An 11,565-nucleotide genomic window follows, 5' to 3' on the forward strand; every position below is an offset into this window, starting at 1 on the left:
GATTTACTAGAAAAATATGTACTTTTACTCATCGTCTTTTTTGTTTTGCAACTCTAAATTACGATAAGTTTTAAGAAGCCATTAATTTGGCTTCTTTTTTATTTTGTTTTATCGGACAACAATGATTTTTTTTAGTAAAAGTAGCTATTATGTTTTAAAATTGAAATCAATTTAAGAGAATTTATTCCAAATGGGAATAACTTATTCAAGTCTCAATAAATTATAATTTTAAAAACTAAAAATGTTTATAAAAATAAGAAATAACCATTACGGTAAGCGTAATAAATCCTAAAAGCTTAATCCAAAAACCGTATTTTTTTGTGGTATGAATTAAACTAATGGCAACTGTTCCTAAAAAAAGAACTAAAGGAAATAAAGCGGGATACATATAAAAAGCCGCCACAAAATCTCCTTGAAAGAGCAATACGATGGCTCGTTGTATACCACAACCCAAACATTCAATTCCAAAGAATGTTTTAGAAACACAAGGAATCATGTATTCATCCATCCGTTTTTTTATTTCTTACAATTTTACAAAAAAAAGAGTTTTCTTCTCGCATAACGAACATTAAATTTTAATTTATACCTTTGAGAGTTGAACAATTAGTTTTTTATTATCCTTACTTTCATGAAAAAAATTATCATTCCAATTATGTTGATTGCTGTATTCTTTGCTTTTTACACACCCAAAGAAAGCAATTACCAAATCTATATCAAAGTTGGAGCCATTGTGATTTTAATGATTGGTGTGATGAAATTAATGGATAAAGTTCCGAGTAAAAAAGAAGAAAAAGAAGACAATGAAATTTAAAATTGGTGATCAAGTTGTTGCATTAGACGAAGATATGGCGGGGATTATAATCGCTATAAAAAACCTCGTAGTTGAAGTAGAAACAGAGGATGGTTTTCATATGACTTTTCAAGAAAAGGAATTAATTCTACAAAATAGGTCTAATGAGCTCGCACAATTTATCTCAAAAGATAAAGTTTTTCAAGCCATTCAAGAAAAAATCGAACCCGTTAAGCGAAGTTTTGTCAAAGAAAAAAAATCTAGAAAAGAAGATTTTGTATTAGAAGTCGATTTGCATATCGAAAAATTAGTGCCTTCCCAACGTGGAATGAACAATTATGATATTTTGAATTTGCAAACGGAAACGGCTAAACGTCAAATTGAGTTTGCGATGAAAAATCGTATTCCAAAAATAGTTTTCATTCACGGAGTTGGCGAAGGCGTTCTAAAAGCAGAATTAGATTTTTTATTAGGTCGATACGACAACCTAAAATTCCAAGAGGCCAACTTTCAAAAATACGGACAAGGAGCCACTGAAGTTTATTTTATTCAGAAAAAAACTTTATAACGGAATTACAAATTCTCCAAATTCATAAACATCACCCAGTTTAAAACTTACGTTATTTCGGGTCATTGTTACTTTTTTCAAGGTTACTTTCTGGCGATAACCCACAAGTGGACTTTGATTGTCAGTTGGAACTTGATATTCTTCAAAAGTACGTACTTCGATGATTCCACTCACGCCATCTTCGCCATTGATAGAAAGCCATTTTTGTTGTAAAACGGGATAAGCTAAAGGAACAGAGGAACAGACATAATCGTCGTTCACATTGTCGTCATAAAAGTTTAATTCCAACCGATTATCATCACTCATTAAAGTGGTTCGCGGACTATTATCTGGGGTAACAACTGGCTGAAAAAGCGTTTCGTCAACTGTAAAAGTTAGCGATTGTTTTCCTGAAATTTTATAAATAAAACCATAATCATTACCACATTTTTTAATGGTAAATCCCTCAAAGTTTGCGGGTTGAGTAACTGACGTAACGTAATTACCATAAGTTAACGTTTGAAACAATTGTTCTTTTCCACTTCCTTTTAAAAAATTCACATTTCGTAAAATCACATTGTGTGTGTAACCCGTAATCACAGAAGAATTTAGCGTTTCATCAATGGTTTTGTTTACCGTGGTCACAATTTCTATCGTGCCAGACAAGGCATTCCATTCCTCTACAACAATAGGTGAAGCGGGTGGAATCGAATTACAAATGTCGCCCGTAGTCACAGTGCCATCATAAATTCTATAAATAACTTTGTTGTTTCCTGTAATGGCAACCGTTCTTGGTGTGCCTATTTCAGTTACCTGATTCATAAAACTACTCTCTGGAATTTGAATCAATAAAACTTCAACTGCATTAATTTTGTATATAAAAAAACCTGAAACACCACTATTGCATTGATTGGAATTGATGTCAGAAAAATTAAAACTTTCAATATCAAAATCGCCATCATCACACGCATTTAGCGTTAATAAAAGCAAGAATATGCCCAAAAATCGTTTCATTTATTTATTATTTTATAGCAAAAATAGGATTTTTAATTTCACTGAAAAGCATTTCTATTTAATTAGTATGATTTTAACCATAATTAGTATCTTTGATCTACTTTTAAAAAAGCAACTTTATGAACAAGTTTTTACAAACACTCTTTTTATTTATAACGTTAATGAGTTACAGTCAAACGATACAATCTCCTGACAATCAATTAGAATTAAAAACAGGATTAACCAATTCAGGACAGTTATTTTATTCACTATCCTACAAAACAAAAGCAATCATTAAGCCAAGTTTATTGGGATTAAACATGAAAAACACGATAGCTTTAGCATCTAATTTTGAAATTATAAATACCACCACCACAACGGTCAATGAAAAGTGGAATCCCGTTTTGGGCGAACAAAAAGAAATTACAAATCACTACAAGCAATTGGTTGTCGAATTATTTCAAAAATCAACCCAACGCAAACTAAATGTCGAATTCCGTTTATTCAATGAAGGATTGGCTTTTCGATACGTTTTTCCTGCTCAACCCGAATTGAATTATTTTGTTATTTCTGATGAATTATCCCAGTTTGCATTAACTGGAAATCACAAAGCCTTTTGGGTTCCAGGTGATTATGATAGTCAAGAATATGCGTATAATGAAACAAATCTCGCAGACGTTGATGTTACTTCGCTCGATATGAATAATGGGATTGGCATGAAAGGACCGATGTCCAAAACGCGAATTCAATCGCCTGTGATGATGAAAACCGCCGAGGGATTATACCTCAATATTTTTGAAGCCGCAGTGGTAAATTATCCCATTATGCATTTAGATTTGAATGTTAACACATTTGAAATGCAGTCGCATTTAGTGCCGAATGTGTTAGGCGAAAAAGCGTATTTACAAGCCCCTTTTCAATCGCCTTGGCGAACAATTATGGTGAGCGATGATGCTCGTGCACTTTTGACCTCAAAAATGATTTTGAATTTGAATGAACCCTGCAAAATTGACGACACCACATGGATTAAACCTATGAAATATGTTGGAATTTGGTGGGAAATGCACGTAGGAAAAGCAACTTGGGATTATGCAGGATCGCAAAATGCACAAATGGCTCAAGATGCCGAATTAAAGCCAACGGGAAAACACGGTGCAACGACAGAAAATACTAAAAAATATATTGATTTTGCTGCAAAACATGGTTTTGATGGCGTTCTTGTAGAAGGTTGGAACGTCGGATGGGAAGATTGGTTTGGCAATTGGAAAGAAAATGTCTTTGATTTTGTAACGCCTTATCCTGATTTTGATGTCGAAGAAGTACAACGCTATGCCGAATCGAAAGGTGTTCAAATGATTATGCATCATGAAACTTCGGGTTCGGTTGCAAATTATGAACGACGTTTAGACCGAGCGTTTTCGTTTATGAAAAAACATAATTACAATGCCGTTAAAACAGGCTATGTTGGAAAAATAATTCCAAGAGGTGAGTGGCATGATGGCCAGACGATGGTTAATCATTTTAATTGGGTGGTGGAACGTGCAGCCGAATATAAAATCATGGTCAATTCACATGAATCTTCGCGTCCTACCGGAGTTCACCGCACTTATCCTAACTATATTGCAGCAGAAGCGGCGAGAGGAAATGAGTTCAATGCATGGAGTGTAGGAAATCCTCCCATGCACGAAACAATTTTGCCTTTCACTCGATTTTTAGGCGGTCCGATGGATTATACACCCGGGATTTTTGAAATTAAGATGAGTCATTATGATGCCGCTAAAAAAGAACAAGTACATACTACGTTAGCCAAACAATTGGCTTTGTATGTAACAATTTATAGTCCGTTGCAAATGGCAGCCGATTTACCTGAAAATTATGAACGCTATGCCGATGCCTTTCAATTCATAAAAGACGTCGAATTGGATTGGGATGAAACTGTAATTTTAGAGGCAGAACCAGGCGATTATGTTACGATTGCCCGAAAAACAAAAGGAAAAGAATCGTGGTTTTTAGGAGCCATTACCGATGAAAATCCTAGAAACACGGAGCTTACCTTGAACTTTTTATCACCAGGAAAAAAATACAAAGCTACCCTCTATCAGGATGCAAAAGAGGCACATTGGGAGAATAATCCAAAAGCCTATTCTATCAAAACAATAGAAGTTACCTCTAAAACGAAACTAAAATTAAACCTTGCTGCAGGAGGAGGAACTGCGATTAGCTTTTTTCCAATTGAGTAATATGGTTTTTTCATGCTACGTAGGAGATTCCTATTTCGACTGCGTATTCTTGCGGAAAGACAAAACCCTATTATTCAGCAGGACAAAAACAACCAGCAACAATAAATCATGAACAAAATATACCTCGATAACGCCTCAACCACCGCTATTCATCCTGAAGTAATTCAGGAAATTACTCGAGTAATGCAAACCGAATTCGGAAATCCGTCTTCCACGCATGGGTTTGGTCGTGGAGCAAAAGCAATCTTAGAATCAGCCCGAAAAAGTATTGCTAAACAATTGAATTGCAGTGCTCAAGAAATCATATTTACCTCTTCTGGAACGGAGGGAAATAATTGGGTTTTACATAATGCTGTGAAAAAATTAGGTGTCAAGCGGTTTATTTCCACCAAAATAGAGCATCATGCCGTTTTATATCCCATCTTAGCTTTGCAAAAAGAGTTTGGCATTAAAGTCGATTTCGTTCCCATCTTACCAAACGGTCACCTTGATTATAGCGAACTAGAGAAATTATTATCGCAACAAAAATCAACCTTAGTCAGTTTAATGCATGTAAATAACGAAACCGGAGTGGTTTTAGATCTTCCACGAGTGGCGAGTTTGTGTCAGGAGTACAACGCGTTTTTTCATTCGGATACGGTGCAATCCATGGGGAAAACTGAAATAGACTTACAAGAAATACCACTAGATTTTTTAGTTGCGAGTGGACATAAATTCCACGGACCAAAAGGTGTCGGATTCACTTTTATTCGAAAAAACAGATCAATGGAAGCCTTGTTATTAGGTGGTGATCAAGAAAAAGGATTGCGAGCAGGAACTGAAGCAGTGCATCAAATTGCCGGAATAGCCAAAGCATTAGAAGTTGCCTATGCTCAACTTAATGACAGCCGAAACGTTATTTTTGATTTAAAGAAATACACCATCCAACAACTTAAAAAAACCTTTCCGGATGCAAAATATAACGGTGGATTAGAAACTTTTTATACCATTTTAAATGTGCAATTGCCGTTTTCTGAAGAAAAAACAACCCTGCTCTTATTTGAATTGGATATGAAAGGGATTGCCGTTTCTCGAGGTAGTGCTTGTCAATCGGGAAGCATCAAGCCTTCTCATGTGTTGATGGAGTTTCTTCCTGAATCTGATTTAAAAAAACCGAGTATTCGTATTTCTTTTTCTGCACAAAATACAAAGGCCGAAATTGATTATCTGCTAACGTGTTTAGCCGCTTTATAAAAATAGCATTTACCTCACACACTTATGTATAAATTCTTCCTCCGTCCGTTATTATTTTGTTTTGACCCAGAACAAGTGCATCATTTCACCTTTTCGCTTATTCGTTTTTTAAATAAAATTCCGGGTTTTAGCAAATTGTTTCAAACAATCTACGAAGTTAAAAATCCCAAATTAGAACGGGAAGTATTTGGACTAAAATTTAAAAATCCAGTGGGTTTAGCGGCTGGTTTTGATAAAGATGCAAAGTTGTATCAAGAACTTTCCAATTATGGATTCGGATTTATTGAAATTGGAACGCTGACGCCCAAACCGCAAGATGGAAATCCTAAAAAACGCTTATTCCGTTTAAAAGAAGATCAAGCGATCATCAACCGAATGGGTTTTAACAATGGTGGCGTTTTGGAAGCCAATGAACGGTTGAAAAAAAATAACGGTGTTTTAATTGGTGGCAATATCGGAAAGAATAAAAACACTCCCAACGAAGAAGCAACTTCCGATTATGTGTATTGTTTTGAAGCATTGTTCACGCAAGTAGATTATTTTGTGGTAAACGTGAGTTCGCCAAATACACCCAATTTAAGAGCCTTGCAAGACAAAGAACCGCTAACGCAGTTGTTGCAAACGTTGCAAACCTTAAATGAGGCAAAACCAAAATCGAAACCCATTTTACTCAAAATTGCTCCCGATTTAACCGATGAACAATTGTTGGATATTATTGATATTATTAAAGAAACAAAAATCGCAGGTGTCATTGCTACAAACACAACCTTATCTCGAGAAGGCTTACAATCGGAAAACAAAACAGAAATGGGCGGATTAAGCGGTAAGCCACTTACCAAACGCTCTACAGAAGTCATTCGTTTTTTGAGTGAAAAAAGCAACCAAGCCTTTCCGATTATTGGAGTAGGAGGGATTCATTCGGCAGAAGATGCTTTAGAGAAATTAAACGCAGGAGCCAGTTTGGTGCAACTGTACACCGGTTTTATCTATGAAGGACCACGTTTAATAAAAACGATTAACCAACGAATTCTGAAAGAACTTTAGTTAGCAACCAATTTATAAACGCGAATGCTCTCTTTCCTTATCGCTTCCATCGTCCTCACCCTTTTTCCTGGTCCCGACATAATTTATGTATTGACCCAAAGTATTTCGAACGGAAAAAAGTATGGTATTGCCACCGCACTTGGATTAGTGTTGGGTGTCATCGTACATACCACCTTAATTGCTTTAGGCGTTTCGGCTATTCTAACACAAACCGAAGCTATTTTTACGCTAATCAAAATTGTTGGAGCGTGTTATTTACTTTGGATAGCTTATCAAGTATATCGAGCCCCAGCAACGATTGCTTTAACGGCCAAAAATGAAAAAAAGAAATCACTTTTTGCAATGGTCAAACGTGGTTTTTTGATGAATGTACTAAATCCGAAAGTAACTTTATTTTTCTTAGCCTTTTTTCCAGGTTTTATAGATGAATCACTTGGTTCAGTTACCCAACAAATTTATGTGTTAGGATTTTTGTTTATGCTACAAGCTTTCCTTATCTTTTCGCTTGTGAGCATCCTAGCCGATAAACTCACCGTTGTTATTCGAACCAATCCGAATTTTACTGTTTTTTTAAAATGGTTTCAAATTATTGCTTTTGTAGCGATAGCGGTATTAATTTTGGTATAGGGTTGCCATTGCATAATGGATTAAAAGCTAGTGTATCACTATTTTAGTTTGGATTTTAATTAAGTCAAATTCAATTTTATCTTTTTCAATTCATCCCATCCTAAACAATAGATAAAACGATTTCGTAAATCAAATTTCTTCCTTATATTTGGGCACCTATGCAACCAATAAAAATAATCGAATGTCCGCGGGATGCTATGCAAGGCATCAAAACCTTTATTCCCACAGAGCGGAAAGTAGCCTATCTTCAATCGCTTTTGCGAGTGGGGTTTGATACAGTTGATTTTGGGAGTTTTGTTTCTCCTAAAGCGATTCCGCAAATGGCCGATACGGCAGAGGTACTTGCTAGTTTGGATTTAACGCAAACCCGCAGTAAATTACTCGCCATTATTGCCAATACCAAAGGAGCAGAATTGGCGGCTGTTCATCCCGAAATACACTATTTAGGTTTTCCGTTTTCTATATCGGAGAATTTTCAAATGCGAAATACCCACAAAACCATCGCAGAATCTATAGTGACTTTGCAAGAAATTCTTGAGATTGCCAACCAATCCAATAAAGAAGTGGTGGCTTATTTGTCTATGGGTTTCGGAAATCCGTATGGCGACCCTTGGAATGTTGACATTGTAGGGGAGTGGACTGAAAAATTAGCGAATATGGGTGTGAAGATTTTATCGCTTTCGGATACTGTTGGCAGTTCAACACCAGAAGTGATTGATTATTTGTTTTCCAATCTAATTCCGCACTACCCAAATATTGAGTTTGGAGCTCATTTGCACACGACCGCCGATAAATGGTTTGAAAAAGTAGACGCCGCTTTTAAAGCAGGTTGTCACCGATTTGATGGAGCTATTCAAGGATTTGGAGGTTGTCCGATGGCAAAAGATGACCTTACGGGAAACATGCCAACTGAGAAATTAGTATCTTATTTTACGGCTCAAAAACAAAATACACACATCAGTCCCATGAGTTTTGAAAGTGCCTATAATGAAGCCACCAAAGTGTTTACAGAGTTTCATTAATAGTTATGAATCAAGAGTTACAACTCATAACTCATAACTCATAACTCATAACTCATAACTCATAATTCCTATTCCTCCACCCGAATTTCAAACATCTTATCCCAATTCTTTCCAGTTACGAAAAGTGTTTTTGTTTTTGGATTATAAGCAATGCCGTTCAATACATCTAAATCAGGATGTTGGGTGACTTTCTTTTTTAAATCTGATAAATTAATTACACCTTCTACGGCACCGTTTGTTGGATTGATAATGGCAATAGCATCTTTTTGATAGATATTACCATAAATTTTTCCGTCAATCCATTCCAGTTCATTCACTGATTTAATTTTATTGGCACCCGAATAGACATTGATACTGCCTTCTAATTGCAAAGTTTCTGGATTTAACGTATAAATCTTCTCGGTTCCATCCGATTGATAAAGGTTTTGGCCATCATTACACAATCCCCAACCTTCAATTTGCTTGCTATATGGAAAGGTTTTAATTTGTTTTAGCGTATTGGCATCATAAATAAATCCGGTTAAATTTCGCCAAGATAATTGATAGATTTTATTGTTTAAAATCGTAATGCCTTCACCAAAAACTGCTTCTGGATAATCAAATTGCTGATACACTTTACCCGTTTTATAATCCGTCTTTCGCAGACTAGAAATTCCTTTAAGACCTGTGCCGTTTCCAGCTCCGTTTCCAGTTCCTTCAAACAACGTATCTCGGTGAAATTCTAACCCTTGTGTATAGGCTTTTACGTCATGCGGATAAGTATTGACTAGCGTATAGTTTCGTAAAACGGGCTTAATATTCGAGATCAATTCGACACGGTGAGTCGTTTCAACAAATTCCCCTTCAAAATACACTAAGGCTTTTAGGTTTTGGTAGCCTAACTTTTCAGCCGCAAACGTGAGCGTAGTGGTTTGATTTCCTTTGACTGAAGCTATTTTTCTATCGTTGGCATAATAAATAATACTGTCAATAGTTTTGTTTTTTACATTTGAAATTGCTAAAACAGTCGACTCGTCTGGAGAAAATTGTTCTTTTAATTGTTTTGTATCAAACGAAAACAAACTGGAATTATCTTTGGCTTTATTCCCGCAACTACTGGCGATGGTGGCTAATAAAATGACTACGAAGAAGTTATATTTTTTCATGGTTTAAGTAAAATGACAGTTGCAAATATAACGATTTGAATTGGGTAAAATTACTTGCAAAACAATAAAAAGATTGTATATTTGCAGCGGCAAGTCCTACACGACCAGCTCCTGCAAACTCCTCCAGGGTGGGAACACAGCAAAGGTATGTGGTTGTAGCGGTGCGATGTAGGTCGCTTGCCATTTTTTATTAAATCTCTCCTTACTTTTTTTCGTTATACTTTTTTTAAATAGACCAAGATTATTTGTTGTATTTAACCATATAAGTTTTTATTTGAGTAGTTAAATCAATTTTATTGAATCAAATAAGTCATTTAAGTTTTTTGTTTGACATCTAACATAAAAATAATTTATTTAACCATATAAGTCATTTAAGTTTTTTGTTTGTGTCGGTATATCAAATTTTATTTAACCATATAAGTCATATAAGTTTTTTGTTTGACCATCTAACATAAAAATAATTTATTTAACCATATAAGTCATATGAGTTTTTTGTTTGGGTCTGTAAATCAAATTTTATTTAAACATATAAGTCATATGAGTTTTTTGTTTGACCATCTAACATAAAAATAATTTATTTAACCATATAAGTCATATAAGTTTTTTGTTTGACCATCTAACATAAAAATAATTTATTTAACCATATAAGTCATATGAGTTTTTTGTTTGGGTCTGTAAATCAAATTTTATTTAAACATATAAGTCATATGAGTTTTTTGTTTGACCATCTAACATAAAAATAATTTATTTAACCATATAAGTCATTTAAGTTTTTTGTTTGTGTCGGTATATCAAATTTTATTTAACCATATAAGTCATATAAGTTTTTTGTTTGTGTCGGTATATCAAATTTTATTTAAACATATAAGTCATATAAGTTTTTTGTTTGGGTCGGTATATCAAATTTTATTTAACCATATAAGTCATATAAGTTTTTGTTTGGGTTTGTAAATCAAATTTTATTTAACCATATGATTTATATGAGTTTTTTGTTTGGGTTTGTAAAAAAGCTAAATTTTTCACATCATAATTTTTTTATTGAATTTTCTCCATTCAACGTGTAGGAATTATAATTTGTTTTTTTTCTTTTCTATATCCATCATCATTCAGGTAATTTTTTTCTTTTTGTTATTTTGCAGAAGGAGAAATTTTATAAAAAAATACATTTTTGGGAACTAGAGGGATTACTGACAAAATTAACTCCCTCAAATCAAAAATTGATAATTAATCAACCTCCATCCTTTTTCCTATCTTTGCTTTTATAAAAAATATTGAACCATGTCTAAAGTCATTCTCATCACTGGCGGTTCTTCTGGAATTGGAAAATCCATTGGCGAATTTCTAACCCAAAAAGGATACACCGTTTACGGAACAAGTAGAAACCCAGACAAAGTCAAGGAAACAACATTTCCATTGCTAACTCTTGATGTTCGTGATGTCAACAGCATTCAACACGCAGTGGCAATTTTACTTGAAAAAGAAGGCAGACTAGATGTTTTGATAAACAATGCGGGTGTTGGAATTATGGGTCCGCTTGAAGAAATTCCAACAGTAGAAATCAAGAACAACTTTGACACCAATTTTTTTGGACCTATTGAAATGATGAAAGCCGTTTTACCACAAATGCGAGAGCAAAAAAGCGGACTCATCATGAATATTACCTCCATTGCAGGTTATATGGGATTGCCGTATCGAAGTGTGTATTCTGCTTCCAAAGGAGCCTTAGAGCTCATTACCGAAGCCTTGCGAATGGAAGTAAAAGCATTTGGAATAGAAATAACAAATGTAGCTCCAGGCAACTTTGCCACGAACATTGCTTCTGGACGTTACCACGCTCCGCTAAATCCCGATTCACCTTATCAAATTCCATACGGGAACACCTTAAAGATGATGGATGAACACGTTGACTCCGGCAGCAACCCAA

General features: G+C 34.8%; 11 protein-coding genes and 1 other RNA gene. 9 read left to right on the top strand and 3 right to left on the bottom strand.

Translation table 11 applies throughout. The features are described from left to right. Positions 1-235: 235 nt before the first annotated feature. Positions 236-508, bottom strand: a complete 273-nt coding sequence (locus tag PHR76_RS12765) for a DUF2752 domain-containing protein (protein ID WP_300063428.1) — start codon at positions 506-508, stop codon at positions 236-238. 120 nt (positions 509-628) lie between these two features. Between PHR76_RS12765 and PHR76_RS12770 the strand changes: the two genes are divergently transcribed. Together PHR76_RS12770 and PHR76_RS12775 are read left to right on the top strand one after the other, a co-directional pair. Beyond that, positions 629-811: a hypothetical protein gene (locus PHR76_RS12770; protein WP_300063431.1), complete on the top strand. Its 183-nt coding sequence runs from the start codon at positions 629-631 to the stop codon at positions 809-811. Continuing rightward, positions 801-1,358, top strand: coding sequence for a Smr/MutS family protein (locus tag PHR76_RS12775; protein ID WP_300063434.1), 558 nt, complete (start codon positions 801-803; stop codon positions 1,356-1,358). Before PHR76_RS12770 ends, PHR76_RS12775 begins: the two co-directional genes overlap by 11 nt. On the opposite strand, the gene PHR76_RS12780 is transcribed toward PHR76_RS12775, so the two are convergent. Continuing rightward, positions 1,353-2,351 carry a hypothetical protein gene (locus tag PHR76_RS12780; protein ID WP_300063437.1) on the bottom strand — a complete coding sequence of 333 codons (999 nt, stop codon included), beginning with the start codon at positions 2,349-2,351 and terminating at the stop codon, positions 1,353-1,355. The two genes, PHR76_RS12775 and PHR76_RS12780, sit on opposite strands and share 6 nt — an antisense overlap. Before the next feature lie 119 nt (positions 2,352-2,470). Here PHR76_RS12780 and PHR76_RS12785 point away from each other — a divergent pair, with 119 nt between their 5' ends. The 5 genes from PHR76_RS12785 to PHR76_RS12805 all read left to right on the top strand — a co-directional run bounded on the left by PHR76_RS12785 (position 2,471) and on the right by PHR76_RS12805 (position 8,496). Then, entirely contained in the window at positions 2,471-4,570 is a 2,100-nt protein-coding gene (locus PHR76_RS12785) for a glycoside hydrolase family 97 protein (protein ID WP_300063440.1), read from the top strand. A gap of 108 nt (positions 4,571-4,678) precedes the next feature. Then, positions 4,679-5,803 (top strand): cysteine desulfurase family protein, encoded by a 1,125-nt coding sequence (locus PHR76_RS12790; protein ID WP_300063443.1) that lies wholly within the window; start codon positions 4,679-4,681, stop codon positions 5,801-5,803. A 24-nt stretch (positions 5,804-5,827) separates the two neighbouring features. Beyond that, positions 5,828-6,847, top strand: a complete 1,020-nt coding sequence (locus PHR76_RS12795; protein ID WP_300063446.1) for a quinone-dependent dihydroorotate dehydrogenase — start codon at positions 5,828-5,830, stop codon at positions 6,845-6,847. A gap of 24 nt (positions 6,848-6,871) precedes the next feature. Then, positions 6,872-7,474, top strand: coding sequence for a LysE family translocator (locus tag PHR76_RS12800; RefSeq protein ID WP_300063448.1), 603 nt, complete (start codon positions 6,872-6,874; stop codon positions 7,472-7,474). A gap of 158 nt (positions 7,475-7,632) precedes the next feature. Beyond that, complete coding sequence (locus tag PHR76_RS12805) at positions 7,633-8,496, top strand: hydroxymethylglutaryl-CoA lyase (RefSeq protein WP_300063451.1); 864 nt, start codon at positions 7,633-7,635, stop codon at positions 8,494-8,496. A gap of 68 nt (positions 8,497-8,564) precedes the next feature. Here the strand turns inward: PHR76_RS12805 and PHR76_RS12810 are convergent, their stop codons facing one another. Continuing rightward, positions 8,565-9,641, bottom strand: coding sequence for a glutaminyl-peptide cyclotransferase (locus PHR76_RS12810; RefSeq protein ID WP_300063454.1), 1,077 nt, complete (start codon positions 9,639-9,641; stop codon positions 8,565-8,567). 87 nt (positions 9,642-9,728) lie between these two features. Here PHR76_RS12810 and ffs point away from each other — a divergent pair. Both ffs and PHR76_RS12820 read left to right on the top strand, forming a co-directional pair. Further along, positions 9,729-9,827: signal recognition particle sRNA small type (gene ffs / locus PHR76_RS12815), an RNA gene on the top strand. Between the two features lie 1,092 nt (positions 9,828-10,919). Next, the coding region (locus tag PHR76_RS12820; protein WP_300063457.1) for an SDR family oxidoreductase at positions 10,920-11,565 on the top strand (646 nt) is incomplete at its 3' end.

This window comes from Flavobacterium sp., from assembly GCF_028689845.1.
Lineage (GTDB): Bacteria > Bacteroidota > Bacteroidia > Flavobacteriales > Flavobacteriaceae > Flavobacterium.

Coding starts and splice junctions, on each gene's coding strand:
- PHR76_RS12775 (WP_300063434.1), top strand. CDS start 801: ATGAAATTTAAAATTGGTGATCAAGTTGTTGCATTAGACGAAGATATG.
- PHR76_RS12800 (WP_300063448.1), top strand. CDS start 6,872: ATGCTCTCTTTCCTTATCGCTTCCATCGTCCTCACCCTTTTTCCTGGT.
- PHR76_RS12785 (WP_300063440.1), top strand. CDS start 2,471: ATGAACAAGTTTTTACAAACACTCTTTTTATTTATAACGTTAATGAGT.
- PHR76_RS12805 (WP_300063451.1), top strand. CDS start 7,633: ATGCAACCAATAAAAATAATCGAATGTCCGCGGGATGCTATGCAAGGC.
- PHR76_RS12790 (WP_300063443.1), top strand. CDS start 4,679: ATGAACAAAATATACCTCGATAACGCCTCAACCACCGCTATTCATCCT.
- PHR76_RS12810 (WP_300063454.1), bottom strand. CDS start 9,641: ATGAAAAAATATAACTTCTTCGTAGTCATTTTATTAGCCACCATCGCC.
- PHR76_RS12765 (WP_300063428.1), bottom strand. CDS start 508: ATGGATGAATACATGATTCCTTGTGTTTCTAAAACATTCTTTGGAATT.
- PHR76_RS12780 (WP_300063437.1), bottom strand. CDS start 2,351: ATGAAACGATTTTTGGGCATATTCTTGCTTTTATTAACGCTAAATGCG.
- PHR76_RS12770 (WP_300063431.1), top strand. CDS start 629: ATGAAAAAAATTATCATTCCAATTATGTTGATTGCTGTATTCTTTGCT.
- PHR76_RS12795 (WP_300063446.1), top strand. CDS start 5,828: ATGTATAAATTCTTCCTCCGTCCGTTATTATTTTGTTTTGACCCAGAA.